Source organism: Streptomyces virginiae (assembly GCF_040638905.1).
GTDB classification, from domain to species: Bacteria; Actinomycetota; Actinomycetes; order Streptomycetales; family Streptomycetaceae; genus Streptomyces; species Streptomyces virginiae_B.
Genome location: NZ_JBEZYV010000018.1, coordinates 126,725 through 153,103, shown reverse-complemented (window position 1 = coordinate 153,103; position 26,379 = coordinate 126,725). Strand labels below are relative to the sequence as shown.

Sequence of the window (26,379 nt, the reverse complement as noted above, 5' to 3'; positions counted from 1 at the left end):
ACGCCCGGTTACATTCCGAACCCGGAAGCTAAGCCTTTCAGCGCCGATGGTACTGCAGGGGGGACCCTGTGGGAGAGTAGGACGCCGCCGAACAACCCGCCCTTTTAGCTCAGTCGGTAGAGCGTCTCCATGGTAAGGAGAAGGTCAACGGTTCGATTCCGTTAAAGGGCTCCACAAGAAAAGGCCCCCGCCATTCGGCGGGGGCCTTTTTGCGTTCAAGGGTCAGTAGTAGCCCTTCTCGCCGTCCAGCAGTTCGCGGATCGCGTCGAGATGGCCGGCATGGCGGGCCGTCTCCTCGATCATGTGGAGCAGGACCCAGCGCACCGAGGCGGCACCCGCCTTGAACTCCGTGTTGCGGCCCGTGTCGTCCAGGGAGAGCGAGGCCACGATCTCGTTCGACACCGCGCACTGGCCGTCGTACTCCTCGAGGAGCCGGCCGAGGGGGATCCCGTCGACCTGCATGTCCGCGTCCTCCACCTCCCCGAACTGGGGGTTGGCGCCGGAAGGACGGTCCAGCAGCATCACCTCGAACCAGCAGTGCTCGACCCAGCGCATGTGGGAGACGAGACCTGCGGCCGTCATCAGCGGAGAAGACGGCAGGACGGGGCGGTGGGCGTCCTCGCCGGAGAGGCCCTCGCACTTCCAGCGGATGATCGAGCGCTGCATGTCGAGCCAGCCCAGGAGCTGGGTGCGTTCGTCGGCGGTGTAATCGGGGCGTATACGGGGAGTCGACATGGTCGCCGAGGCTAGCCCAGGCCGCAGCCGACCGCACCGCGATTAATCGCCCGCGCGAGGATGAGGCACCCGGAAGGCCAGGATCGCCATGTCGTCCGAGGCGGGCTCGGCCGCGAAGCGCTCCACCGCGCGCAGGACACGGGAGGCGACCGCACCGGCGGTCAGACCGGTACAGGTCGTCAGGACCTCCGTGAGGCCGTCGTCCCCGAGCATCCGGCTGCCCTCACGCCGCTCCGTCACACCGTCCGTGACGCACAGCAGGACGTCGCCAGGGTCGAGCATGACGGTCTGCTCGTACAGCTCGAGGTCCTCGATCACACCCAGCAGGGGCTGCGGTTCCGCCGCCGCGTCGACCATGCCGTTCGGACGCAGGCGCAGCGGTAGCGGGTGGCCCGCACAGACGACCTTCATCAGCGCGCCGCCGTCCGGCTGCGGGTGCAGCTCGCCGTAGAGGAGGGTGAGGAAGCGGCTGCGGGCGCCCTCGTCGAGGATGGCCGCGTTGAGGCGTTCGAGGACGGCCGGGCCGCCGAGGCCCTCGCGGGCCAGCAGGCGCAGCGCGTGCCGGGCCAGGCCGGTCACGGCAGCCGCCTCCGGTCCCGTGCCGCAGACATCGCCGATGGCGAAGCCGTACGCGCCGTCGCGGATCGGGAACACGTCGTAGAAGTCGCCACCCACCTCGTTGCCCTCGCCGGCGGCGCGGTAGATGACCTCTACCTCCATGCCGGGGATGGCGGGGGAGCCGGGCGGCAGCAGGCTGCGCTGGAGGGAGCGGCTGATCGCCGTGCGCTCCGAATAGAGACGGGCGTTGTCCAGGGCCAGCGCGGCCCGGCGGGAGAGGTCCTCGGCGAGTTCGAGGATCTCCTGGCGGAAGTGCTCCTCCCTCGGCTTGCCGAGGGTGAGCATGCCGATCACGCGGTTACGGGCGAGGAGGGGCAGGACCACCGTCTCGCCACCGACCGCGAGGGCGGCTTCCGGCCACGGGCGGGCGCCGGCCTCGCGGACCGGTTCGGGCGGGCTGACCCGGGACAGCAGCGCCTTCAGACCGTCGATGCGGTCCTCGTCCTCGTGGAGGACGTATGAGAGGTACGGGTCCGAGGACTGGTCGGCGATGGTGTAGACGGCGCACCAGGTGGCGAGCGTCGGGACGGTCATCTGGGCCATGAGGGCCAGGGTCTGGTCCCGGTCCAGCGTGCCGGCCAGCAGGTCGGAGGCTTCGACGAGGAAGGACAGGGACCCGCGGCGCAGCCGTTCCAGTTCGCCGAGGCGGGCGGACTCCACCGCCAGGGCGATGCGGTCGGCGGCGAACTGGAGGTGGAGCGCCTCCTCGTTCGAGTAGCGGCCGGCGGTCTCGGCGGCGACGCCGAGGGAGCCGGTGAGGCGGCCCTCGACCTTGAGGGGGACGGTGACCGCGGAGCGCATACCGGTGCCCTCCAGGAGCGGAACGGCCCCGGGGACGGCGACGAGGTCGTCGTGGACGGCCGGCATGCGGGCGGAGCCGTAGCGGTTGGTGCCGGCCTCGACCGGGACGCGGGCGAAGCGCTGGCGGGTGGAGGGCAGGCCGGTGGTGGCCCGGACCTCCAGTTCGGTCTCGTCGTCGGTGGCGAGCAGCAGGAAGGCGGCATCGGCGTCCAGGAGGTCGCGGGCGCGCTCCACGGTGCGCTGGAGCAGGCCGTCGAGGTCGTCGGGGGCGGGAGAGCCGATGAAGACCTCGAAGGGGTCGGCGGCACGGGGCTCGCCGAAGTGGCCGCTGTCCGTGGAGGGCACCCGTACGGGGCTCTGGAGGAGGGCGCGCTCGTCGTCGTGGACGAGCAGGCAGACGGTGGACGGCTCGCCGTGCGCGTCGCGGACCCGCAGGTGGGAGGCGTAGACGGGGATGACGCGCCCGTCGGCGCCGCGGACGCCGTAGCTGCCCTCCCAGCGGGACAGGCGCAGGGCCTCGACGATGCCGGTGCCGGTGCCCGGGGTCTGCGGCCACGCGGCGAGCTCGGCCAGCGGGCGGCCCACGGCCTTCTCGGCGGGGTGGCCGAAAATGTGCTCGGCGTCCTCGTTCCAGGCGGAGACGGCATCGCCCGAGTCGACTTGGAGGACGGCGACGCGGACCCGGCTGTCGGCGAGGGGGAGCAGCTGGTCGGGGACGACGGGGCCCGCCGAGCGGGTACCGACCGGCCGGTCTGGCAGATCGAGGCGGAACCAGACGTGCTTGTGGGTGGACGTGTACTCGACTCCCCAGCGGGTGGCCAGGGCGGCGCAGAGCATCAGCCCGCGGCCGTTCTCGCGGTCGGGGTCGGCGTACGGGCGCTCGCCCGGGTGCCCCAGCGGCAGTCCGCGCTCCGGGTAGCGGTCGGCGACCTCGACCCGGACGCCGTCCTCGGTGCGCAGGCACAGCACCTCCGCCCGGGTGCCGGCGTGGACCACGGCATTGGTGACGAGCTCGCTGGTGAGGACCACCGCGTCGTCGACGATGTCCGCGAAGCCCCAGCCCTGCAGGGTGTCGCGGACGAACGCGCGAGCGGCGGCGACCGAGCGCCCGAGGGGATCGAAGCTGGCAGCCGCCCGTGCCGTGATCACGAATCTCCTTCGACGCGGTTGGACATCGGTTGCCAGGTTACTTACCTTCGCGGACGGCATGGTGCCGTCGTCCGGGAATCCACTCGCAGGGTACGGCGGGTGTGCGATGGTGCCGAAGTGTTATGGCCGGGTTCGGCCAGGGTGAAACACTGGGCAGGCTTGCAGAGCCGGCTTGTGATGAGTCAGGTGTCCGGTGGAACAGTGGTCGACCCTTTCGGGAGGGACACGGTGGAGTCTGGCGCAGTGGTGCGGCGTACGGGGACGCGGCCGAAGGGCGGGCGGTCCCGGCGCAGCGGCACGACAGAGGTCGATACCGCCGCTCTGAACCGGCTGCTCACGGCCCTGGTGTCGATGCGGGACGGAAACTTCCGCAAGCGGCTGACGGTGTCCGGCGAGGGCGTGATGGCGGAGATCGCCGCCGTCTACAACGAGGTCGCCGACCGCAATCTGCACCTGACCGGGGAGCTGTCGCGGGTCCGGCGGATGGTGGGCCGCGAGGGGAAGCTGAGCGAACGGCTGGAAACGGGTGCCTGCGAGGGCTCCTGGGCGGCCGCGATCGACGCCTCGAACCAGTTGGTCGACGACCTGGCCCGGCCGGTGTCCGAGGTGGGACGGGTGCTGTCGGCGGTGGCCGAGGGTGATCTGGACCAGCGGATGGACCTGCGGGCGCAGGCCGCCGAGGGGGCGGGGCATCCGCTGCGCGGGGAGTTCCTGAAGGTCGGGCGTACGGTCAACAACCTGGTCGACCAGCTGTCCGCGTTCACCGACGAGGTGACGCGCGTGGCGCTGGAGGTGGGCACCGAGGGCAAGCTCGGCGGTCAGGCCCAGGTGCGCGGAATGTCCGGTTCCTGGAAGGATCTGACCGACTCCGTCAACACGATGGCGTACAGGCTCACCGCGCAGGTGCGTGACATCGCTCTCGTCACGACGGCCGTCGCGAAGGGTGATCTGTCGCGCAAGGTCACCGTGCACGTGGCCGGCGAGATGCTCCAGCTGAAGAACACCGTGAACACCATGGTGGACCAGCTGTCGTCCTTCTCCTCCGAGGTGACGAGGGTCGCCCGCGAGGTGGGCACGGAGGGCGAGCTGGGCGGCCAGGCCAAGGTGCCGGGGGTCGCGGGCGTGTGGAAGGACCTGACGGACTCCGTCAACACGATGGCCGGGAACCTGACGGCCCAGGTGCGCGGGATCGCGCAGGTGACGACGGCGGTCGCCAACGGCGACCTGTCGCAGAAGGTGCGGGTCAGCGCGCGCGGCGAGGTCGCGCAGCTGGCCGAAACGATCAACCAGATGACGGAGACGCTGCGGACTTTCGCGGACGAGGTCACGCGGGTGGCCAGTGAGGTCGGTGCCAAGGGCCTGCTCGGCGGTCAGGCGCAGGTGCCGGGGGCGGCGGGGACGTGGAAGGACCTCACCGACTCGGTGAACACCGTCTTCCGCAACCTCACCACCCAGGTGCGGGACATCGCCCAGGTGACCACCGCGGTGGCCAACGGCGATCTGTCGCAGAAGGTCACCGTCGACGTGGCCGGCGAGATGCTGGAGCTGAAGAACACCGTCAACACGATGGTGGACCAACTCCAGTCCTTCGGTGCAGAAGTGACGCGGGTGGCCCGCGAGGTCGGCGTCGAGGGCGAGCTGGGCGGTCAGGCGCAGGTGCCGGGGGCGGCGGGGACGTGGAAGGACCTCACCGACTCGGTGAACACCGCCTTCCGCAACCTCACCGGGCAGGTCCGCAACATCGCGCAGGTGACCACGGCGGTGGCCAACGGCGATCTGTCGCAGAAGGTGACGGTGGACGTCTCCGGCGAGATGCTCCAGCTGAAGAACACCGTGAACACGATGGTCGACCAGCTGTCGTCCTTCGCGGACCAGGTCACGCGGATGGCGCGGGACGTGGGTACGGAGGGCCGCCTCGGCGGCCAGGCCCGGGTGGAGGGGGTGTCGGGCACCTGGAAGGAGCTGACCGACTCCGTCAACTTCATGGCCGGGAACCTGACCTCGCAGGTGCGTCAGATCGCGCAGGTGACCACGGCGGTGGCGCGCGGCGACCTGTCTCAGAAGATCGACGTGGACGCCCGGGGCGAGATCCTGGAGCTGAAGAACACCATCAACACGATGGTCGACCAGCTTTCCGCCTTCGCCGAGCAGGTGACGCGGGTGGCCCGGGACGTGGGTACGGAGGGCCGCCTCGGCGGCCAGGCGCAGGTGCCCGGCGTGGCAGGCGTCTGGCGCGACCTCACGGACTCGGTGAACGGCATGGCCGGGAACCTCACCTCACAGGTGCGCAACATCGCCCAGGTCGCCACGGCGGTGGCGCGCGGCGACCTGTCGCAGAAGATCGACGTGGACGCCCGGGGCGAGATCCTGGAGCTGAAGAACACGCTCAACACCATGGTCGACCAGCTCTCGAACTTCGCGGAGCAGGTGACCCGGGTGGCCCGGGAGGTGGGCACGGAGGGCATCCTCGGCGGTCAGGCCGAGGTCAAGGGTGTCTCCGGCACCTGGAAGGACCTCACCCAGTCCGTCAACTTCATGGCGAACAACCTGACCTCCCAGGTGCGCAACATCGCCGAGGTGACGACGGCGGTCGCCATGGGCGACCTCTCCAAGAAGATCACTGTCGACGCCAAGGGCGAGATCCTCGAACTCGTCACGACCGTCAACACGATGGTGGACCAGCTGTCCTCCTTCGCCGAGCAGGTGACGCGGGTGGCCCGCGAGGTCGGCACCGAGGGCATCCTCGGCGGCCAGGCCCGGGTCCGCGGGGTCACCGGCATCTGGAAGGACCTCAGCGACAACGTCAACACGATGGCCGGCAACCTGACGGCCCAGGTGCGCGGGATCGCCCAGGTCTCCGCGGCCGTCGCCAACGGCGACCTGACGAAGAAGGTCACGGTCGAGGCGCGCGGCGAGGTCGCGCAGCTCGCCGACACCGTCAACACGATGGTGAAGACCCTGTCGTCCTTCGCCGACGAGGTGACGCGGGTGGCCCGCGAGGTGGGTACGGAGGGCCGCCTGGGCGGGCAGGCGCACGTGCCCGGAGTCTCGGGGACGTGGAAGGACCTCACCGACTCGGTGAACTTCATGGCCTCCAACCTCACCGGTCAGGTGCGGCAGATCGCCATGGTCACGACCGCCATCGCCAAGGGCGACATGACCAAGAAGATCGACATCGACGCCCGGGGCGAGATCCTGGAGCTGAAGACCACCATCAACACGATGGTCGACCAGCTCTCCTCCTTCGCCGACCAGGTGACGCGGGTGGCCCGCGAGGTGGGCACCGAGGGCATCCTGGGCGGGCAGGCGCGGGTGCGTGACGTGGACGGCACCTGGCGGGACCTGACCGAGTCCGTGAACGAGATGGCCGGGAACCTCACCCGGCAGGTGCGCGCGATCGCGGCCGTGGCCACTGCGGTGACCCGCGGCGACCTCAGCCTGAAGGTGGACGTGGACGCGGCGGGCGAGATCCAGGTCCTCCAGGACAACATCAACACGATGATCGTCAACCTGCGCGACACCACCTTGGCCAACAAGGAGCAGGACTGGCTCAAGGGCAACCTGGCCCGTATCTCCGCCCTGATGCAGGGCCGCCGCGACCTCGACGACGTCGCTTCGCTGATCATGAGCGAGCTGACCCCGGTGGTCTCCGCGCAGCACGGCGCCTTCTTCCTGGCGGTGCCGGCCGGCGGTACCACCGAGATCGGGACGGAAGGCGGCGCGGACGGCTCGTACGAGCTGCGGATGCGCGGGAGCTACGCGTACGCCGGCGGCCAGATGCCCATCTCCTTCCGGCCGGGGGAGGGGCTGATCGGGGCGGTCGCGGAGGAGAAGCGGACGATCCTCGTCGAGAACACTCCGCCCGGCTACCTGAAGATCTCCTCGGGGCTCGGCGAGGCCCCGCCGGCGCACGTGATCGTGCTGCCGGTGCTCTTCGAGGGGAAGGTGCTCGGCGTCATCGAGCTGGCCTCCTTCACGCCCTTCACGCAGATCCAGAAGGACTTCCTCAGCCAGATCGCCGAGATGATCGGTACGAGCGTCAACACCATCAGCGTCAACTCCAAGACGGAGATGCTGCTGAAGCAGTCGCAGGAGATGACCGAGCAGCTGCGCGAGCGTTCCGACGAGCTGGAGAACCGGCAGAAGGCCCTGCAGGCCGCCAACGCGGAGCTGGAGGAGAAGGCGGAACTGCTGGCCCAGCAGAACCGGGACATCGAGGTGAAGAACACCGAGATCGAAGAGGCGCGGCAGGTCCTGGAGGAACGTGCCGAGCAGCTGGCTGTCTCGATGCGCTACAAGTCCGAGTTCCTGGCGAACATGTCGCACGAGCTGCGCACCCCGCTCAACTCGCTGCTGATCCTGGCCAAGCTGCTCGCCGACAACGCGGACGAGAACTTGTCGCCGAAGCAGGTGGAGTTCGCCGAGACCATCCACGGCGCGGGCTCCGACCTGCTCCAGCTGATCAACGACATCCTCGATCTGTCGAAGGTCGAGGCCGGGAAGATGGACGTCTCGCCGACCCGGATCGCGCTGGTCCAGCTCGTGGACTATGTGGAGGCGACCTTCCGGCCGCTGACGGCGGAGAAGGGCCTCGACTTCTCGGTGCGGGTCTCCCCGGAGCTGCCCGCCACCCTGCACACCGACGAGCAGCGGCTGCTGCAGGTGCTGCGCAACCTGCTGTCGAACGCGGTGAAGTTCACCGACACCGGTGCGGTGGAGCTGGTGATCCGGCCGGCCGGGGCCGACGTGCCGACGGCGATCCGCGAACAGCTGCTGGAGGCCGGCTCGCTCCGGGAGGCGGACGCGGACCTGATCGCCTTCTCGGTCACCGACACCGGCATCGGGATCGCGGCGAGCAAGATGCTGGTGATCTTCGAGGCGTTCAAGCAGGCCGACGGGACCACGAGCCGCAAGTACGGAGGCACCGGGCTGGGGCTGTCCATCAGCCGGGAGATCGCCCGGCTCCTGGGCGGCGAGATCCACGCGGCCAGTGAGCCCGGCCGCGGCTCCACCTTCACGCTGTACCTGCCGCTGCACCCGAGCGAGCTGCCGCCGCAGGGGTACGCGCCGCCCACGCCCGGGGGCGCCCGCGGCGAGCTGTACCGCCGGTCCCTCGACGGGGCTCGCCCCGGGCTGCCGGTGCTGCCGGCCGGGCCCTCGGCGACGCCGGCGGCGCCGCCCCAGCCCGCGCGGTCCGCGCCGTCGGCGCCGTCGCCGTCCGGAGCGGGACAGAACGGCGGGGCCGGGTTGTTCCGGCGCCGGCGCAAGGCGCTGAGCGACCTGGAGCCGCGTACGGCGGTGCCGGGGCAGCCGAACGCGGCGGGGGCCGAGGACGGCTGGGACAGCGCGGAGGAGGAGCTTCCGGCGGCGGCGCGGACGTACGACTTCCGCGGCGAGCGGGTGCTCATCGTGGACGACGACGTCCGCAACGTCTTCGCGCTCACCAGCGTGCTGGAACAGCACGGGCTGGCGGTGCTGTACGCGGAGAACGGGCGGGAGGGCATCGAGGTCCTGGAGCAGCACGACGACGTGAAGGTCGTGCTGATGGACATCATGATGCCCGAGATGGACGGGTACGCCACGACCTCGGCGATCCGGCGGATGCCGCAGTTCGCGGGCCTGCCGATCATCGCGCTGACGGCCAAGGCGATGAAGGGGGACCGGGAGAAGGCGATCGACTCCGGGGCTTCCGACTACGTCACCAAGCCGGTCGACCCCGACTACCTGTTGTCCGTGATGGAGCAGTGGATGCTCGGGAAGTGACGGGAGGGAGAGCGGACGGGACCCGGTCGCTGACGCACTGTGGCCGCGGCGGTGTGGGTGGGCGGTGCACGGGGAACCTTCTGCTCTCCCACCACGTTTCTGCTTCGTGCACAGTGACATCTTGGTGACAGGGTGTGGCGATCTCGGGACTGGGGCTACGATGACCGGCACAAGGACGGACGGCGCACGGGTGTCGTCCTCTGGGGCGGGGCCCGGCGCACAGGCCGGTGCCCAGAGCCGGGGAGGCCCCATGCCGGGGCGAGGAGGACAGGGCATGGTGCAGAAGGCCAAGATCCTCCTGGTCGACGACCGGCCGGAGAATCTGCTGGCGTTGGAGGCCATCCTCTCCGCGCTCGATCAGACACTGGTCCGGGCGTCGTCGGGGGAGGAGGCGCTCAAAGCGCTGCTGACGGACGATTTCGCGGTCATCCTGCTGGATGTCCAGATGCCGGGCATGGACGGGTTCGAAACGGCCGCGCACATCAAGCGGCGCGAGCGCACCCGGGACATTCCGATCATCTTCCTCACCGCGATCAACCACGGTCCCCACCACACCTTCCGCGGCTACGCTGCGGGTGCGGTCGACTACATCTCCAAGCCCTTCGACCCGTGGGTGCTGCGGGCCAAGGTTTCCGTCTTCGTGGAGCTGTACACGAAGAACTGCCAACTGCGGGAGCAGGCGGCCCTGCTGAGGCTCCAGCTGGAGGGCGGCGGCTCGAACGGCGTGGACGCCGGCAAGGAGACGGCGGGCCTGCTGGCCGAGCTGTCCGCGCGGCTCGCGGCGGTCGAGGAACAGGCCGAGGCGCTGACCAAGCAGCTCGGCGAGGATTCCGCCGACGCCGGTGTCGTGGCGACCGCGGCCCATCTGGAACGCAAACTCACCGGACTGCGGCGGGCACTCGACGCGCTGGAGCCCGGCAGCGCCGGAGGGGCTCCGGCCCTGCCGTCGCAGAACTGACCGCGCACGCGTCCGGCTTGGCGGAGCGTCACGGCACCTGCCCGGCCGACGACACGAACGGGTGAAGGGGTGGGCACGCGTGTCCACCGGCGTGCGCACCGGTAACCTCGGCCCCATGGCCTCAAGTACGTCCGGCAAGGGTTCCCCTGGCACCGCGGGCACCGCGAAGGGCCGCACCGGCCGTACGACGGGGCCCGCCAAGAAGGCGGCCCCCGCACGCAAGCCACCGGCGAAGAAGGCCGCGGCCGCCAGGCGCGCCCCGGCCAAGAAGGCAGCGGCCAAGCCCGTGCCGTCCCCGACGAGCGGCGTGCTGCGACTGGTGCGGGCCCTGTGGCTGGGCTGCGCGCACGCGGTCGGCGCCGTCTTCCGCGGGATCGGCCAAGGGGCCAGGAACCTCGATCCCGCCCACCGCAAGGACGGCCTCGCGCTGCTCCTCCTCGCCCTCGCGCTGATCGTCGCCGCCGGTACCTGGTCGAACCTGAGCGGTCCCGTCGGGGATCTGGTGACCATGCTGGTCACCGGTGCCTTCGGGCGACTGGATCTGCTCGTTCCGATACTGCTCGGAGTCATGGCGGTACGTTTCATCCGCCACCCCGAACAGGCCGACGCCAACGGCCGGATCGGCATCGGGCTGTCCGCCCTCGCCATCGGCGTCCTCGGCCTGGTCCACATCGCCTGCGGAGCGCCCGGCCGGGACGAGGGCACCACCGCCATGCAGAACGCGGGCGGGCTCATCGGCTGGGGCGCCTCGAAGCCGCTGATCTTCACCATGGGAGCGCCGCTGGCGGTGCCCATGCTGGTGCTGCTCACCGTCTTCGGCCTGCTCGTCGTCACCGCGACCCCGGTCAACGCGATCCCGCAGCGGCTGCGCCGGCTCGGCATCCGACTGGGGCTCATCGCCCCGAACGAGTACGACGAGGGCTACGGGGAGGTCGAGGGAGTCGCCGCCGTACGGCACGACCCCGACCGGTGGCGGGCCCGTGCCGGGGCCGGCGCGGGCCCCGGCGACCCCTCGGACGCCGCCGAGGAGGAGGCACTGAGGCGGCGCCGGCCGCGCAAGACCGCCGCCCGCCCGGCGGTGGACCGCGGGATGGACGCCGTCGACGTGGCCGCGGCGGCCGCCGCCGCCCTGGACGGGGCGGTCTACGGCGGAATGCCGCCCTCCCCGCTCGTCGCCGACCTCACGCACGGGATCTCCGCCGAGCGCGACGGCGTGGAGGCCACCGCCCCAGTGCCGACCGCCCGCGCCGGGCGTCCCACCGCGAAGGCGGCACCCGAAGCACCCGCCCCGCCCGTTCCCGCGGCCGCCCCGGAGCCCGCCGAGCAGCCGCACGCCACCACCGCCGCGGTCTCCGGAACGCTGGCGGTACCCGACCTGACGAAGGCCCCGCCCGAGGCCCAGCCGCTGCCGCCCCGCGCCGAGCAGCTCCAGCTGCGCGGGGACATCACGTACTCCCTGCCCTCGCTGGACCTGCTGGAGAAGGGCGGGCCCGGCAAGACCCGCAGCGCCGCCAACGACGCCGTGGTCGCCGCCCTGCGCAACGTGTTCACCGAGTTCAAGGTGGACGCCGACGTCACCGGCTTCACCCGGGGCCCGACGGTCACCCGCTACGAGGTGACCCTCGGCGCGGCCGTGAAGGTGGAGCGGATCACGGCCCTGACCAAGAACATCGCCTACGCCGTGGCCAGCCCGGACGTGCGGATCATCAGCCCGATCCCGGGCAAGTCCGCGGTCGGCATCGAGATCCCCAACACCGACCGCGAGATGGTCAACCTGGGCGACGTGCTGCGCCTCGCGGACGCGGCCGAGGACGACCACCCGATGCTGGTCGCGCTCGGCAAGGACGTCGAGGGCGGCTACGTCATGGCCAACCTCGCCAAGATGCCGCACGTCCTGGTCGCCGGTGCCACCGGCTCCGGCAAGTCCTCCTGCATCAACTGCCTGATCACCTCGATCATGGTGCGGGCCACCCCGGAGGACGTCCGGATGGTCCTCGTCGACCCCAAGCGCGTCGAGCTGACGGCGTACGAGGGCATCCCGCACCTGATCACGCCGATCATCACCAACCCCAAGCGGGCCGCCGAGGCGCTCCAGTGGGTCGTGCGCGAGATGGACCTGCGCTACGACGACCTGGCCGCCTTCGGCTACCGGCACATCGACGACTTCAACCGGGCGATCCGGGACGGGAAGATCAAACTCCCGCCGGGCAGCGAACGGGAACTCAGCCCCTACCCGTACCTGCTGGTGATCGTCGACGAGCTCGCCGACCTGATGATGGTGGCCCCGCGCGACGTCGAGGACTCCATCGTCCGCATCACCCAGCTGGCCCGTGCCGCCGGCATCCACCTGGTGCTCGCCACCCAGCGGCCCTCGGTGGACGTGGTCACGGGCCTGATCAAGGCGAACGTGCCCTCGCGCCTCGCCTTCGCCACGTCCTCCCTCGCCGACAGCCGGGTCATCCTCGACCAGCCCGGCGCCGAGAAGCTCATCGGCAAGGGCGACGGGCTGTTCCTGCCGATGGGGGCGAACAAGCCCGTCCGGCTCCAGGGCGCCTTCGTCACCGAGGACGAGATCGCCGGGATCGTCCAGCACTGCAAGGACCAGATGGCGCCGGTCTTCCGGGACGACGTCACCGTGGGGCAGAAGCAGAAGAAGGAGATCGACGAGGACATCGGCGACGACCTGGACCTGCTGTGCCAGGCGGCGGAGCTGGTCGTCACCACGCAGTTCGGCTCCACCTCGATGCTCCAGCGCAAGCTGCGGGTGGGCTTCGCGAAGGCCGGTCGGCTCATGGACCTCATGGAGTCGCGGGGCATCGTCGGACCGAGCGAGGGCTCGAAGGCGCGCGACGTCCTGCTGAAGGCCGACGAGCTGGACGGGGTGCTCGCGGTGATCCGCGGCGAGACGCATTCGTAGCCGTTTTGCGGGCAACCGTTTCCCTTGGGGCCGCGTCAAGTTGAAGAGAGGTGGCGGCACCGCGCACGACGTGACGTACGGCGGGGGACCGCCGCGCCGGAGGGACCCTTCCCACGCCATTCGGATGGCGTAGGCAGAGCACCCTCCGGTTGCTCCACCCTTTCGTCACCCCCCTAGACTGGACCTCCAGCAGGTGGCTACACGCTCGAAAGGCGCCCTTGTGTCCATCGGCAACTCCAACTCCCCCGAAGAAGAGCGGCCTTCGACCGACGACCGGTCCGAGGACCGTCTCGTCGAACGTTCCGTCGAAGAGCCGTCCATCGGGACGGCCCTCAAGAAGGCCCGGATCGCCGCCGGGCTCACAGTCGACGAGGTCAGTTCCATCACCCGCGTGCGCATCCCGATCGTGCACGCGATCGAAGAGGACGACTTCACGCGGTGCGGCGGCGACGTCTACGCCCGCGGCCACATCCGTACGCTCGCCCGCGCCGTCCACCTCGACCCGGCACCCCTGGTCGAGAGCTACGACGCGGCCCACGGCGGCCGGCCGGCACCCACCCCCGCCGCGCCGATGTTCGACGCCGAGCGGATCCGCCCCGAGCGGCAGCGGCCCAACTGGACCGCCGCCATGGTCGCCGCCATCGTCGCCGTGATCGGCTTCGTGGGCTTCACCGCCTTCGGCGGCGGCGACGAGAAGGGGAAGCGCCCGGTGGCGGAAGGATCCGCCTCCCCCAAGCCCGCACCCAAGCAGACCGGCGGCAAGCCTGCCGCGCAGCCCTCCCAGGTCCCGCCGGCCGCCAAGCCGGAGCCCTCGGACAGCGCCATCGCCGCCGCGCCCAAGGACCTCGTCACGGTCGTCCTGACGGCCGACACGGGCGAGAGCTGGATCTCCGCCAAGGACTCCACGGGCCGGCTCCTCTTCGACGGCACCCTCGTGCAGGGCGAGTCGAAGACGTTCACGGACAAGGAGTCCGTCGACCTCGTGCTCGGCGACGCCGGGGTCGTGAAGCTCTTCGTGAACGGCAAGGAGATCAAGGACGACTTCCGGCCGGGGCAAGTGGAACGCCTCACATACACCAAGGAGGACCCCTCCCGGGACCAGCCGCAGGCGGGCTGACCGAGGGGCCGCCCCAGGGCGGAAAGCGTGAACCGGGATCCCCGGGGTGCTGCTCGCACCCCGGGGATCTCGGTGTACGGGGACTTGCGGCTGGGGCCGACGCCGGGACGAAGTAGTCTTGAGTCCATGCCCGAACGCCGTACCGTCGCCCTTGTCACTCTTGGCTGCGCCCGTAACGAGGTGGACTCGGAGGAGCTCGCAGGCCGCTTGGCGGCGGATGGCTGGGAGCTCGTCGAGGACGCCGCCGACGCGGACGTAGCCGTCGTCAACACCTGTGGCTTCGTCGAAGCCGCCAAGAAGGACTCCGTAGACGCCCTGCTGGAAGCCAACGATCTCAAGGATCACGGCAAGACCCAGGCCGTCGTCGCCGTCGGCTGCATGGCCGAGCGCTACGGCAAGGAGCTCGCCGAGGCCCTTCCCGAGGCCGACGGGGTCCTCGGCTTCGACGACTACGCCGACATCTCCAACCGCCTCCAGGTCATCCTCAGCGGCGGCAGTGTCGAAGCCCATACCCCGCGTGACCGCCGCCAGCTGCTGCCGATCAGCCCCGCCGCGCGCCAGGCCGCCGACGTCGCCCTCCCCGGGCACGCCCAGGCGCCCGCCGAGGAGCCCGCCGAGGCCCCCGCGGACCTGCCCGAGGGGGTGGCGCCCGCCTCCGGTCCGCGCGCCCCGCTGCGCCGCCGCCTGGACAAGAGCCCGGTGGCCTCGGTCAAGCTCGCCTCCGGGTGCGACCGGCGCTGCTCCTTCTGCGCCATCCCGTCCTTCCGCGGGTCCTTCATCTCCCGCCGCCCCAGCGACGTGCTGGGCGAGACCCGCTGGCTCGCCGAGCAGGGCGTCAAGGAGATCATGCTGGTCTCCGAGAACAACACCTCGTACGGCAAGGACCTCGGCGACATCCGGCTCCTGGAGACGCTGCTGCCCGAGCTCGCCGCCGTCGACGGCATCGAGCGCGTCCGCGTCAGCTACCTCCAGCCCGCCGAGATGCGACCGGGCCTGATCGACGTGCTGACCTCGACCCCCAAGGTCGTGCCGTACTTCGACCTGTCCTTCCAGCACTCGGCCCCCGACGTGCTGCGCGCCATGCGCCGCTTCGGTGACACCGACCGCTTCCTGGAGCTGCTGGACACCATCCGCTCCAAGGCCCCGCAGGCCGGTGTCCGCTCGAACTTCATCGTCGGCTTCCCCGGCGAGACGGAAGCCGACTTCGCCGAGCTGGAGCGTTTCCTCACCCACGCCCGCCTCGACGCGATCGGCGTGTTCGGCTACTCCGACGAGGACGGCACCGAGGCCGTCACCTACGAGAACAAGCTGGACGAGGACACGATCGCCGAGCGCCTGGCGCACATGCAGCGGCTCGCCGAGGAGCTCACCGCCCAGCGTGCGGAGGAGCGGATCGGCGAGACCCTGGAAGTGCTCGTGGAGACGGTCGTCCCGTTCGACGAGGCCGAGGACGGCGAGGGCGCCTACGGGCGCGCCGCCCACCAGGCCCCCGAGACCGACGGCCAGGTCGTCTTCACGGACGGCACGGGCCTGGTCCCCGGGCGTATCGTCACGGCGAAGGTCGTCGGCACCCTGGGAGTGGACCTGGTGGCCGAGCCCCTGGACATGCACTTTGAGGAGGCGGCCGGATGACCGGTGTCCCGGCATCTGCGGCGGGCGGGACCGGCCGCCGGCCCGTACCCGGCGCGAAGCTGGGCGCCGCGGCGGTCGATCAGGCCAGCCTGTGGAACATCGCCAACATCCTGACGATGATCCGGCTCGTGCTGGTGCCGGGCTTCGTCCTGCTGCTGCTCGCCGACGGCGGCTACGACCCGGCCTGGCGGGCCTGGGCCTGGGCGGCCTTCGCTGTCGCCATGATCACGGACATCTTCGACGGGCATCTGGCCCGGACGTACAACCTGGTCACGGACTTCGGCAAGATCGCCGACCCCATCGCCGACAAGGCGATCATGGGCTCGGCGCTGATCTGCCTCTCCTGGCTCGGCGACCTCCCGTGGTGGGTGACCGGGGTGATCCTCGGACGGGAGCTCGGGATCACGCTGCTGCGCTTCTGGGTCATCCGCTACGGCGTGATTCCGGCCAGTCGCGGCGGCAAGCTGAAGACGCTGGCCCAGGGGACGGCCGTGGGCATGTACGTCCTCGCACTGACCGGTGCGCTGGCGACCATGCGCTTTTGGGTGATGGCGATCGCGGTCGTGCTGACCGTCGTCACCGGTTTGGACTACATCCGCCAGGCGGTCGTGCTGCGCCGCCAGGGACTCGTCGCGGAGCGGGCCGCGCGGTGACGTACGGGGCGGGGGATTCTCCGGTGACGCGGGGGCGCTCCGGAGCGAGCGAGGGGCGCACGGCCGCCGCGTACGCGCTCCAGTTGCTCGCGGAGAGTGACCAGACCCTCGCTGTCGCGGAATCCCTGACCGGCGGCATGGTTGCGGCCGAGCTGACGGCCGTCCCCGGAGCCTCACGGTCGTTCCGCGGATCGGTCACGGCGTACGCGACGGAGATCAAGCACCGGGTCCTCGGAGTGAACGCGGACCTGCTCGCGGTCGAAGGCGCCGTGAACGCCCAGGTGGCCGCTGAGATGGCTGCCGGGGTGCGTCGGGTGATGGGCGCTTCGTGGGGGATCGCGACGACCGGGGTGGCCGGTCCGGAGCCCCAGGACGGCCAGCCGGTGGGCACGGTTTTCGTCGCCGTGGACGGTCCGGGGAGCAGGAAAACGGCCCGGCTGAGGTTGAACGGCTCCCGGGCGGAAATCCGTAGGGAGAGTGCACGGACAGTGCTCGAGCTTCTCTCGGACGAACTCCGTGAGAATGCGCGGGGGCAGGATACGGAACAGAACGGGGGGATTTGATGTTTGCAGCCCTGAGTGAACACGACATCGCTCCCCGCACGGCCGCGGCGCGAGGCGGTACGGTGGGGCGTGAAGGATGCGGCTACACGGTCAGAGGAGGGAGCCACCGATGATTCTGCTCCGTCGCCTGCTGGGTGACGTGCTGCGTCGGCAGCGCCAGCGCCAGGGCCGTACTCTGCGCGAAGTCTCCTCGTCGGCCCGAGTTTCGCTCGGCTATCTCTCCGAGGTGGAGCGGGGGCAGAAGGAGGCATCCTCCGAGCTGCTCTCCGCGATCTGCGACGCGTTGGACGTACGGATGTCCGAGCTGATGCGCGAAGTCAGTGATGAACTATCGCTCGCTGAGCTGGCACAGTCGGCCGCGGCAAGCGAACCGGTCACCGTACCGGTCCGCCCGATGCTCAATTCGGTCTCGATGGCTTCGGTCGCGGGTCCGGAACGGGTGACCATCAAGGCGCCTGCGGAAGCGGTGAATGTAGTAGCCGCGTGAGCGAGCACGTGCGTGTTTGAGCTTGGCCGGAGCCCCGGCCGGTGCGTGGAGCACCGGCCGGGGCTCCCGGCCGTTCTGGGTGCGGGCGCGAGGGGCGTGCGAGACGATGGGGCCGTCCGGGTCCCGGCCCCTGGAGGTGGCAGTGCGGACGTCGCTGCGCATACCTGTGCTGTCGGCCCTCGCGCTGACGGCGGGGGCCCTCTGGTGGTGGGCCGTGCTGCGGCTGGTCCTGGCGCCGGCGGAGTCGGGCGCCGTGGAGGGCGCGGTGGCGGTGGGCGGCTGGGGCCTGGGGCTGCTGCCGGTGCACTGCGTGCCGGCGCCGCTGCGCAGAACCCGGTGGCGGGCCGGCCGGGAAGCCGGGGCGTCGGGGGCGGTCACCAGGGCATCGACACCCCACCGTTCGGACGCAGGATCTGGCCCGTCATGAAGGACGAGGCGTCCGAGGCCAGGTAGAGCACCGCCTGTGCGATGTCCTCCGGCTCGCCGACCCGGCGCAGGGGGGACATGCGGACCATGGCGGCCTCGGTCTGCTCCTGGACCTCGGGGCCGTGGCGGCCGGTCATCGGGGTGCGGATCCAGCCGGGGGCGACGGCGTTGACCCGTAGGCCGTGCGGGCCCGTCTCGGTGGCGAGTGTCTTCGTGAGCTGGACGACGGCGGCCTTGGCGGCGCTGTAGCAGAGCAGGCCGGGCTGGGCGGCGTCCACGGCGCCGGAGGCCATGGTGACGATCGATCCGGGGCGGCCGGCGGTGATCATGGAGCGGGCGGCCTCCTGGCAGGTGCGCAGGACCCCCTTGAAGTTGATGTCCATGACCCGGTCGAGGTCCTCGTCGGCCGTCTCCAGGACGCTGCTGGTGTGCATGATCCCGGCGATGGCGGCGGCGATGTCGAGCGGGCCCGCCGCGGTGACGGCCGCCCGGACCGCGGCCCGGTCGGTGACGTCAAGGGGGTGGACGGTGGCGCCGCCCCCGCCGGCCTCGGCGGCCAGGGCGGCCGTCTCGGCCAGTCCCCGCTCGTCACGGTCCGCGCAGTGCACGTGGGCGCCGGCCGCGGCGAGGAGGACGGCGGTGGCGCGGCCGATGCCGCTGGCGGCTCCGGTGACCAAGGCGGTGCGGCCGGTGAGGTCGTACGAGGCTGTGGGTATGGGCATGCCGGGACGGTACGACCGGACCTGACGGGTCGTCAATCGTTGCGTACCGGCGCCTGACGGCGGAGCCGGGGGCGGGGCGCGGGCCGTGGGCCCGGGCGGTCAGGGAGTGGGCCCCGGCTGGCAGCGGGGGCACCAGTAGGTGGGGCGGTCGTCCTGGGAGGCCTCGCGGACGGGGGTGCCGCAGCGCAGGCAGGGGCGGCGGGCGCGGCCGTAGACGAACAACTCCTGGCCGGGGCGGTGGATACCGGTGGTGTTGCGGTGCCCGGGCCGGTCGCCGATGTTCGCCGACAGCAGGCGGTGGGCGGCGGCGGCCAGCCGCGGCAGCTTGGCCTCGGGGAGCGCGCCGACCGGGGTCCAGGGGGTGACCTGGGCCAGGAAGCAGAGCTCGGACTTGTAGATGTTGCCGATCCCGGCGAGGTTGCGCTGGTCCAGCAGGGCCTCGCCGAGGGGGCGCTCCGGGGTGGCGAGGAGGTTGGCGGCGGCGCGGGCGGGGTCCCAGTCCGGGCCGAGGATGTCGGGGCCGAGGTGGCCGACGGCGCGGTCCTCCTCGGCGGTGCGGATCAGTTCCAGGACGGGGAGGCGGTAGCCGACGGCCGTATGCCCGTCCGTGCCGAGGACAGCGCGGATCTCGTGGTCCGGGCCGCCGCGCCACTTCTCGCCGGTGGCGAAGACGTGCCAGGCGCCGTCCATGCGGAGGTGGCTGTGCAGGGTGAGGCCGCCCTCGAAGCGGGCGAGGAGGTGCTTGCCGCGGGGGGTGACGTCGAGGGTGACACGGCCGGTGAGGTCCGCCGTGGCGAAACGGGGGACGCGCAGGTCGCTGCGGGTCAGTTCACGGCCTGCCAGGGCCGCGTGCAGGCGGGTCGCCGCGCGCCGGATGCTGTCGCCTTCGGGCATGCCCCCATTGTCGCCGCGGACGCCCCCCGGCGGGAGGGCGCCCGCGGCTCACGCCCGCGGTGGAAGGGGGCGGGGGCCACCCGCCGGGGGCGCGTCCGGAACGGACGGGGCGCGGGACGATCCCGAAGCCGCCCCTGGGGGCTGGGGGCTGGGGGTGCCAGGGGGCCACGCCGCTTGCCGGCACCCCGGGCGGAACGTGGTGGGGGCGGGCCGGCGCCGGTGTCGGCGGCTCGCTCCGCGCCGGTACGGCCGGGCCTGCCGAAGGCCGTCCACCGCGCACGGTCCGCGTCCTCCAGCACCCGGCATCGGGAGCGCCCGGCGTCAGCGGTGCGAGGATCCGCATGCGCCGACACCGCGTCGCCGCACGCGCGGAGACGAGGCCTGGTGGCACCCGCCGTCATCGCCGCCCTGTCCGTCGGTTCCTGTCGCCCCGGCTCCCGCGCCGGCGGGGGAGCGGTGCGCCGGCCGTGGGCGGCGCCGCGTCGCACTCACGCCCGCCTCGTGCACGTGACGTCGGCGCCCCGGGGGCGGGCGTCGAGGAGAGCGGAATGTCGGCCACTTCGGCGATCCTGGGCGATCCGCTCCCGCCCGTTCGGGTCGTGTCGACGGATTCGGCGGGCCTTCTCGGTCACTGTGGTCAGGCTCCTTCCGGGTGCGGAACGGTGGACGAGTGAGCCGGAGGGGATGAGACGCATCAGCCAGAACGGAGCGACACCATGAAGATCGCAGTCCTCGGCACCGGCGCGGGCGGCCGGGCACACGCCGCCAAGCTGCTGAGCCTCGGCCACGAGGTGTACGTGGGCACCCGCGACTCCCAGGTCACCCTGGGCCGCACCGAACCGGACTTCATGGGGGTCGAGCCCTTCGGCCAGTGGCTCGCGGACTACCCGGGCATCGAGCTGCGGAGCTTCGCAGAGGCCGCCGCGGCGGCCCACTTCGTCATCAACGGGATCGACGGCGCCAACGCCGTCCGCGTGCTCGAAGGCATCGACAGGCACCTGGCGGGCAAGACCCTGATGGACTACGCCGTCCCGTACGTCTACAACCCCGAACAGGCCCACCCCTGGCCGACCCCGTGGGGTGTGATGCCCGCCCTGGACCCGGTCGACCACGACAGCCTGGGCGAGCGGATCCAGCGCGCCCTGCCGGACGCCAAGGTGGTCAAGGCGTGCGTCACCCAGGAGCAGGAGACCGTCGTCGACCCGAGGGGCGTGGCGGGCGGTGACCACACGATGTTCATCGCGGGCGAGCACGCCGACGCGAAGGCGGAGGTCACCGAGCTGCTGCGGTCCTACGGCTGGCAGGACGTCCTGGACCTCGGCCCGCTGGTGAGCGCCCGGGGCATGGAGATGTACGCCCACATGCACAGCGCCATCCAGTTCGCGCTCGGCGGTGGCCGCTTCGGCGTCAAGGTCATGCGCTGATCACTGCCGCAGGCGCAGCCCCCGAGGTGTGGCATGGAACCCGGCGGATTCGAGCGGGGGCCCCAGGGGCGAGGTGAGCGCGGCCGCGGCATTGATCCGCTCCACCGTCAGCGCCGGCAGGGTGCCCGAGCGGCAGCCGGCGGCGAGGGCGGCGACCGCCGCCGTCAGCCGCGGGTCCTCCGGGCCGGGCCAGGCCAGCAGGGTCTTGCCCCCGCGCTCCAGGTACAGGGTGAGCTCGCCGTCCACCAGCACCACCAGGGAGCCCGCCTTGCGGCCCGGCTTGTGGGTGGCGCCGGCCGGGGGCTCGGGCCAGGGCAGGGCCGCGCCGTACGCGTTCGCCGGGTCGGCGGCGGCCAGGACCACCGCCGCCAGCGGGGGCGGGGTGCGCTCGGCGGCCCGGAGCCGGTCCACCGCGCCGTCCATCGCGAACTGGGCCGCGCCCAGCCCCTCGACCACATAGCCCCGACGGGCCTGCCCGCTGTCCTCGAAGGCCGACAGGACGCGGTAGACCGCGCTGAAGCCCCCCTCCACGCCCTCCGCGGCGACCGCGCCGCGGGTCACCACCCCGTGCCGGTCCAGCAGGGTGCGGGCCAGGGCGTGGGCGCGGTGCGTCGGGTCGGGCGCCGGGGACGGCAGCAGCGACCAGCGCCCGGAGACCGTGGGCGGGCCCGTACGGGAAGCCGTCGCGCTCAGCGTGCCGTACCGGCCGCGCGGGACGGTGCGGCGGGCCCGGTGCGCCGTGGCCCCCGCCGTACGGCCCGAACCGAGCAGCGAGCGCAGCGGGGCGAGGGTGTCGTTGGTGAGCCGGCCCGACCAGGCCAGGTCCCACACCGCCTCGGAGAGGGCTAGGTCCGACGCCTCGGGGAACTCGGCGCGGACCGCCTGCGAGATCTGCCGGAAGAACAGGCCGTATCCGCCCGAGAGGGCCGCCAGGACCGCCTGCTGCAGGGGGCTCGGCTCCAGCGGATGCGGCGGCGGCAGGAGCAGCGGGGCGGCGTCCGCCAGGTAGAGGGACACCCAGCCGTCCTTGCCCGGCAGGCCTCCGGCCCCCGCCCAGACCACCTCGCCCGTAGTGGTCAGTTCGTCCAGCAGGCCGGGGGAGTATCCGGCCACCCGCGACGGGAGGATCAGCCGCTCCAGCGCGGACGCCGGGACCGGGGCGCCCTGGAGCTGCTCGACCGCCCGGGCCAGGCCGTCGAGGCCGCGCAGGGCTCCGCCCAGGTGCTGCCACTGGGGCAGGAACGTGGCCAGCGAGGTCGGCGGGACCGGCTCCAGCTCCTGGCGGAGCGCGGCCAGGGAGCGGCGGCGGAGCCGGCGCAGCACCGTCGCGTCACACCACTCCTGGCCGATGCCCGCCGGATGGAACTCGCCCTGCACCACCCGCCCCGCCGCCGCGAGACGGTTCAGGGCGCCCTCGGTCACGGCCGCGCCCAGACCGAAGGCGGTGGCCACGGCGGCCGTGGTGAACGGCCCGTGGGTGCGCGCGTACCGGGCCAGCAGGTCCCCCAGCGGGTCCTTGACCGGCTCGGTGAACGCCTCCGGGACGCCGACGGGCAGTGCGGTGCCCAGGGCGTCCCGCAGCCGGCCCGCGTCCTCGATCGCCGCCCAGTGGTCCGCGCCGCCGATCCGGACCCGGATGGCGCGGCGGGCCGCGGCGAGCTCCTGGGCCCACGCCGGATCCGCGCCGCGCGCCGTCAGCTGGTCCTGCGTCAGCGGGCCCAGCAGGCGCAGCAGGTCGGCCACCGACTCGGTGTCCTTGGCCCGCCGGTCCTCGGTGAGCCACTGCAGCTCCCGCTCCAGCTCCTCCAGTACCTGCGCGTCGAGCAGCTCGCGCAGCTCCGCCTGGCCGAGCAGCTCCGCCAGCAGCCGGGAGTCCAGTGACAGCGCGGCCGCCCTGCGCTCGGCCAGCGGGGAGTCGCCCTCGTAGAGGAACTGGGCGACGTAGCCGAAGAGGAGGGAACGGGCGAAGGGGGAGGGCTCCGGGGTGGTGACCTCGACCAGCCGGACCCGGCGCGACTCGATGTCTCCCATCAGCTCGGTCAGGCCGGGAACGTCGAAGACGTCCTGCAGGCATTCGCGTACGGCTTCGAGCACGATCGGGAAGGATCCGAACTCGGAAGCCACCTGGAGCAGTTGGGAGGCCCGCTGGCGCTGCTGCCACAGCGGGGTGCGGCGGCCCGGGCTGCGGCGCGGCAGCAGCAGCGCGCGGGCCGCGCACTCGCGGAAGCGGGAGGCGAACAGCGCCGAGCCGCCCACCTGGTCGGTGACGATCTGATTGACGTCCCCGTGGTCGAAGGCGACGTCGGCGGCGCCCAGCGGCGCCTGCTCGTCGTCGAACTCGAAGGAGGGGGCTCCCGCCGGGTCGTGGTCCAGGAGGTCCATGGACAGCAGGTCCGCGTCGGGAAGACGCAGCACGATGCCGTCGTCGGCGTGCATCACCTGGGCGTCCATGCCGTACTTCTCGGCGAGGCGGGCGCCGAGGGCCAGCGCCCACGGAGCGTGCACCTGCGCGCCGAACGGCGAATGGACGACGACCCGCCAGTCGCCCAGCTCGTCGCGGAACCGCTCCACCACGATCGTCCGGTCGTCCGGGACGTGGCCGCAGGCCTCGCGCTGCTCGGCCAGGTACGCCAGCACGTTCTCCGCGGCCCAGGCGTCCAGGCCGGCCGCCACCAGCCGCAGCCGGGCGTCCTCCTCGGAGAGGGCGCCGAGCTCGCGCAGGAACGCCCCGACCGCGCGGCCCAGTTCCAGCGGGCGGCCGAGCTGGTCGCCCTTCCAGAACGGCAGCCGGCCCGGCACCCCGGGGGCGGGCGTGACCAGGACCCGGTCGCGGGTGATGTCCTCGATGCGCCAGGACGTGGTGCCGAGTGTGAAGACGTCCCCGATACGGGACTCGTAGACCATCTCCTCGTCCAGCTCGCCGACCCGGCCGCCGCCCTTCTTCGGGTCCGAGCCGGCCAGGAAGACCCCGAAGAGCCCGCGGTCCGGGATCGTGCCGCCGGAGGTGACCGCGAGGCGCTGGGCCCCCGGCCGTCCGGTGACCGTCCCCGCCACCCGGTCCCACACCACGCGCGGTCGCAGCTCGGCGAAGGCGTCGGACGGATAGCGGCCGGCCAGCATGTCGAGCACCGCCGTGAACGCCGACTCCGGGAGCGCCGCGAACGGCGCCGCCCGCCGCACCAGCGCGAGGAGGTCGTCCAGCTGCCAGGTGTCCATCGCGACCATGGCCACCAGCTGTTGCGCCAGGACGTCGAGGGGGTTGGCGGGGATGCGCAGGGACTCGATCGCGCCCGTCCGCATCCGCTCGGTGACCACGGCCGCCTGCACCAGGTCGCCCCGGTACTTGGGGAATACCACCCCGGTGGAGACCGCGCCCACCTGGTGCCCGGCCCGGCCCACCCGCTGGAGCCCGGACGCCACCGACGGCGGGGACTCCACCTGCACCACCAGGTCCACCGCGCCCATGTCGATGCCCAGCTCCAGGCTGGAGGTGGCGACCACCGCCGGCAGCCGGCCCGCCTTCAGGTCCTCCTCCACCAGCGCCCGCTGCTCCTTGGACACCGAGCCGTGGTGCGCCCGGGCCAGCAGGGGAGGGGCGCCCAGGGCCGCGCCCGACTGGGCCATGACCTCGGCCGGCGAGGAGTGCTCGGGCAGCTTCTCGCCGACGGCCCGCTCGTACGCGATCTCGTTGAGCCGGTTGCACAGCCGCTCGGCGAGGCGACGGGAGTTGGCGAACACGATCGTGGAGCGGTGCGCCTGCACCAGGTCCGCGATCCGCTCCTCCACATGCGGCCAGATCGACGGCCTGTCCCCGCCCTCCCGGCCCTCCGTCGCGGGGGAGCCGCCCAACTCCCCCATGTCCTGCACCGGGACGACCACGGAGAGGTCGAACTCCTTGTCCGACGGCGGCTGGACGATCTCCACCCTGCCGCGCGGCGCGAGGTACCGGGCCACCTCCTCCACCGGCCGGACCGTCGCCGACAGCCCGATCCGGCGCGCCGGCCGCGGCAGCAGCTCGTCCAGCCGCTCCAGGGACACGGCGAGGTGCGCGCCGCGCTTGGTCCCGGCGACCGCGTGGACCTCGTCCACGATCACCGTCTCGATCCCGGCCAGCGCCTCGCGCGCCGCCGAGGTCAACATCAGGAACAGCGACTCGGGGGTGGTGATCAGGATGTCCGGCGGCCGGGTGGCCAGCGCCCGCCGCTCCGCCGCGGGGGTGTCGCCGGAGCGGATCCCCACCCGGATGTCCGGCTCGGGCAGCCCGAGGCGGACGGACTCCTGCCGGATCCCGGTGAGCGGGCTGCGCAGATTGCGCTCGACGTCGACGGCCAGGGCCTTAAGCGGCGACACATACAGCACCCGGCAGCGCTTCTTCGACTCGGCGGGCGGCGGGGTCGAGGCCAGCCGGTCGAGGGCGGCGAGGAACGCGGCCAGGGTCTTGCCGGAGCCGGTGGGGGCCACCACCAGCACGTCCGAACCCTCCCCGATCGCCCGCCAGGCACCCTCCTGCGCGCTGGTGGGCGCGACGAAGGCCCCCGTGAACCAGGAGCGGGTCGCGGGGGAGAACGAGTCGAGCGCAGCGCCTGCCATGCCCCCATCGTGCACCCCGCCACTGACAACGCCTCGGACCTGGGCAAACACGCGTCGGCGCGGGGGCGCAGAATGGGGGGATGGGGATGGGGAAGGGCGCAGGCCGCGGGGAGTGGGCCCGGCACTGGCAGTACCCGGAACTGCCCGGGCTCGACCTGCTGCGCGCCCACTACGTGCGCCACACCTTCCCGCGCCACGCGCACGACGGCTACGTCATCGCGGCCGTCACCGGCGGCATCGAGGAGGTCGGCCTGCCCGGCCACATCGTCCGCGCCGGACCGGGCAGCGTGGTCCTGATCAACCCCGAGGTGCCCCACACGGCGCGCGCCGGGGCGCCCGAAGGGTGGGCGTACGCCACCCTCTACCCGTCCAGCGGCCTGATCGCCGAGGTCGCGGCCGAGATCGGCACGCTGCGAGGCACCCCCGGCTTCACCGCCGACATCGTCGCCGACCCGCAGGCCTCGCGCACGATCACCGAGGTGCACCGGGCCGCCGAGGCCGGGAACGCGCTGGCCGCCGACACGCTCCTGCGGGGTGTGGTCGCCCGGATGCTGACCCGGTACGCCGGACCGCTGCCCGCCCGCACGGTCCGCGGCACCGGCGGCTCCGAAGCCGCGGCGGCCCGTGCCGTACTGGAGGAGCGCCTCGCCGACCCGCCGTCCCTGGAGCAGCTCGCGGCGGAGCTGGGCACGAGCCCCTTCGCCCTCCTGCGGGCCTTCCGGGAGCGGTACGGGATGCCGCCGCACACCTGGCTGACCGATGCCAGGGTCCGGCGGGCGCGCCGGCTGCTCGACGCGGGCACCCCTCCGGCGGAGGCTGCGGTAGCCGTCGGCTTCACCGACCAGCCCCACCTGAACCGGCACTTCACCCGCATCGTGGGGGTCCCGCCGGGGGCCTACCGGCGGGAGCGGGCCGGTTAGGCTCCGCCCC

Annotated in this window: 16 protein-coding genes, 1 tRNA gene and 1 rRNA gene; 13 read left to right on the top strand and 5 right to left on the bottom strand. The window is 72.3% G+C overall.

Annotated features, from left to right (window positions below; genetic code table 11):
• Both rrf and AB0F82_RS23940 read left to right on the top strand, forming a co-directional pair.
• Window positions 1-93, top strand: a 5S ribosomal RNA gene (rrf, locus tag AB0F82_RS23945); the annotation flags it as partial.
• A 5-nt stretch (window positions 94-98) separates the two neighbouring features.
• Window positions 99-174 (top strand) — tRNA-Thr (locus AB0F82_RS23940).
• 48 nt (window positions 175-222) lie between these two features.
• Here AB0F82_RS23940 and AB0F82_RS23935 read toward each other — a convergent pair.
• On the bottom strand, window positions 223-735 hold the full coding sequence (locus AB0F82_RS23935; protein ID WP_362631130.1) for a DinB family protein: 513 nt from the start codon (window positions 733-735) through the stop codon (window positions 223-225).
• Window positions 736-777: 42 nt separating this feature from the next.
• Window positions 778-3,363: a SpoIIE family protein phosphatase gene (locus AB0F82_RS23930; protein WP_362631128.1), complete on the bottom strand. Its 2,586-nt coding sequence runs from the start codon at window positions 3,361-3,363 to the stop codon at window positions 778-780.
• A 168-nt stretch (window positions 3,364-3,531) separates the two neighbouring features.
• Here AB0F82_RS23930 and AB0F82_RS23925 point away from each other — a divergent pair, with 168 nt between their 5' ends.
• From AB0F82_RS23925 to AB0F82_RS23885, 9 genes are all read left to right on the top strand, one after another.
• Window positions 3,532-9,066: a HAMP domain-containing protein gene (locus AB0F82_RS23925; RefSeq protein ID WP_362631126.1), complete on the top strand. Its 5,535-nt coding sequence runs from the start codon at window positions 3,532-3,534 to the stop codon at window positions 9,064-9,066.
• Window positions 9,067-9,340: 274 nt separating this feature from the next.
• Window positions 9,341-10,024 (top strand): response regulator, encoded by a 684-nt coding sequence (locus AB0F82_RS23920; RefSeq protein WP_030821150.1) that lies wholly within the window; start codon window positions 9,341-9,343, stop codon window positions 10,022-10,024.
• Window positions 10,025-10,139: 115 nt separating this feature from the next.
• Entirely contained in the window at window positions 10,140-12,941 is a 2,802-nt protein-coding gene (locus tag AB0F82_RS23915; RefSeq protein ID WP_362631123.1) for an FtsK/SpoIIIE family DNA translocase, read from the top strand.
• A gap of 220 nt (window positions 12,942-13,161) precedes the next feature.
• Window positions 13,162-14,058: a helix-turn-helix domain-containing protein gene (locus AB0F82_RS23910; RefSeq protein WP_356810505.1), complete on the top strand. Its 897-nt coding sequence runs from the start codon at window positions 13,162-13,164 to the stop codon at window positions 14,056-14,058.
• A gap of 126 nt (window positions 14,059-14,184) precedes the next feature.
• Window positions 14,185-15,690 (top strand): 30S ribosomal protein S12 methylthiotransferase RimO, encoded by a 1,506-nt coding sequence (gene rimO, locus AB0F82_RS23905; RefSeq protein ID WP_356810504.1) that lies wholly within the window; start codon window positions 14,185-14,187, stop codon window positions 15,688-15,690.
• Complete coding sequence (gene pgsA, locus AB0F82_RS23900; RefSeq protein ID WP_362631120.1) at window positions 15,687-16,343, top strand: CDP-diacylglycerol--glycerol-3-phosphate 3-phosphatidyltransferase; 657 nt, start codon at window positions 15,687-15,689, stop codon at window positions 16,341-16,343. Before rimO ends, pgsA begins: the two co-directional genes overlap by 4 nt.
• 23 nt (window positions 16,344-16,366) lie before the next feature.
• Complete coding sequence (locus tag AB0F82_RS23895) at window positions 16,367-16,906, top strand: CinA family protein (RefSeq protein WP_362631118.1); 540 nt, start codon at window positions 16,367-16,369, stop codon at window positions 16,904-16,906.
• Window positions 16,907-17,015: 109 nt separating this feature from the next.
• Window positions 17,016-17,393 (top strand): helix-turn-helix domain-containing protein, encoded by a 378-nt coding sequence (locus AB0F82_RS23890; protein WP_030664971.1) that lies wholly within the window; start codon window positions 17,016-17,018, stop codon window positions 17,391-17,393.
• Window positions 17,394-17,499: 106 nt separating this feature from the next.
• On the top strand, window positions 17,500-17,820 hold the full coding sequence (locus tag AB0F82_RS23885; protein WP_362631115.1) for a hypothetical protein: 321 nt from the start codon (window positions 17,500-17,502) through the stop codon (window positions 17,818-17,820).
• Here the strand turns inward: AB0F82_RS23885 and AB0F82_RS23880 are convergent.
• Window positions 17,768-18,541 (bottom strand): SDR family NAD(P)-dependent oxidoreductase, encoded by a 774-nt coding sequence (locus tag AB0F82_RS23880; protein WP_362631113.1) that lies wholly within the window; start codon window positions 18,539-18,541, stop codon window positions 17,768-17,770. The genes AB0F82_RS23885 and AB0F82_RS23880 overlap by 53 nt on opposite strands.
• A gap of 99 nt (window positions 18,542-18,640) precedes the next feature.
• Window positions 18,641-19,435 carry an Fpg/Nei family DNA glycosylase gene (locus AB0F82_RS23875; protein WP_362631111.1) on the bottom strand — a complete coding sequence of 265 codons (795 nt, stop codon included), beginning with the start codon at window positions 19,433-19,435 and terminating at the stop codon, window positions 18,641-18,643.
• Between the two features lie 716 nt (window positions 19,436-20,151).
• Here AB0F82_RS23875 and AB0F82_RS23870 point away from each other — a divergent pair.
• Entirely contained in the window at window positions 20,152-20,859 is a 708-nt protein-coding gene (locus AB0F82_RS23870) for an NADPH-dependent F420 reductase (RefSeq protein WP_356810499.1), read from the top strand.
• Here AB0F82_RS23870 and AB0F82_RS23865 read toward each other — a convergent pair whose 3' ends face one another.
• Window positions 20,860-25,449, bottom strand: coding sequence for an ATP-dependent helicase (locus AB0F82_RS23865; protein ID WP_362631109.1), 4,590 nt, complete (start codon window positions 25,447-25,449; stop codon window positions 20,860-20,862).
• 80 nt (window positions 25,450-25,529) lie between these two features.
• Between AB0F82_RS23865 and AB0F82_RS23860 the strand changes: the two genes are divergently transcribed.
• Window positions 25,530-26,369 carry an AraC family transcriptional regulator gene (locus tag AB0F82_RS23860; RefSeq protein WP_362631107.1) on the top strand — a complete coding sequence of 280 codons (840 nt, stop codon included), beginning with the start codon at window positions 25,530-25,532 and terminating at the stop codon, window positions 26,367-26,369.
• The last annotated feature ends 10 nt before the right edge of the window (window positions 26,370-26,379 follow it).

Excerpts from the sequence above, each read along its gene's own strand:
- AB0F82_RS23890 (WP_030664971.1), top strand. The coding sequence starts at position 17,016 with ATGATTCTGCTCCGTCGCCTGCTGGGTGACGTGCTGCGTCGGCAGCGC.
- AB0F82_RS23935 (WP_362631130.1), bottom strand. The coding sequence starts at position 735 with ATGTCGACTCCCCGTATACGCCCCGATTACACCGCCGACGAACGCACC.
- AB0F82_RS23915 (WP_362631123.1), top strand. The coding sequence starts at position 10,140 with ATGGCCTCAAGTACGTCCGGCAAGGGTTCCCCTGGCACCGCGGGCACC.
- AB0F82_RS23920 (WP_030821150.1), top strand. The coding sequence starts at position 9,341 with ATGGTGCAGAAGGCCAAGATCCTCCTGGTCGACGACCGGCCGGAGAAT.
- AB0F82_RS23930 (WP_362631128.1), bottom strand. The coding sequence starts at position 3,363 with ATGCCGTCCGCGAAGGTAAGTAACCTGGCAACCGATGTCCAACCGCGT.
- pgsA (WP_362631120.1), top strand. The coding sequence starts at position 15,687 with ATGACCGGTGTCCCGGCATCTGCGGCGGGCGGGACCGGCCGCCGGCCC.
- AB0F82_RS23860 (WP_362631107.1), top strand. The coding sequence starts at position 25,530 with ATGGGGATGGGGAAGGGCGCAGGCCGCGGGGAGTGGGCCCGGCACTGG.
- AB0F82_RS23885 (WP_362631115.1), top strand. The coding sequence starts at position 17,500 with ATGGGGCCGTCCGGGTCCCGGCCCCTGGAGGTGGCAGTGCGGACGTCG.
- AB0F82_RS23870 (WP_356810499.1), top strand. The coding sequence starts at position 20,152 with ATGAAGATCGCAGTCCTCGGCACCGGCGCGGGCGGCCGGGCACACGCC.
- AB0F82_RS23880 (WP_362631113.1), bottom strand. The coding sequence starts at position 18,541 with ATGCCCATACCCACAGCCTCGTACGACCTCACCGGCCGCACCGCCTTG.
- rimO (WP_356810504.1), top strand. The coding sequence starts at position 14,185 with ATGCCCGAACGCCGTACCGTCGCCCTTGTCACTCTTGGCTGCGCCCGT.
- AB0F82_RS23875 (WP_362631111.1), bottom strand. The coding sequence starts at position 19,435 with ATGCCCGAAGGCGACAGCATCCGGCGCGCGGCGACCCGCCTGCACGCG.
- AB0F82_RS23865 (WP_362631109.1), bottom strand. The coding sequence starts at position 25,449 with ATGGCAGGCGCTGCGCTCGACTCGTTCTCCCCCGCGACCCGCTCCTGG.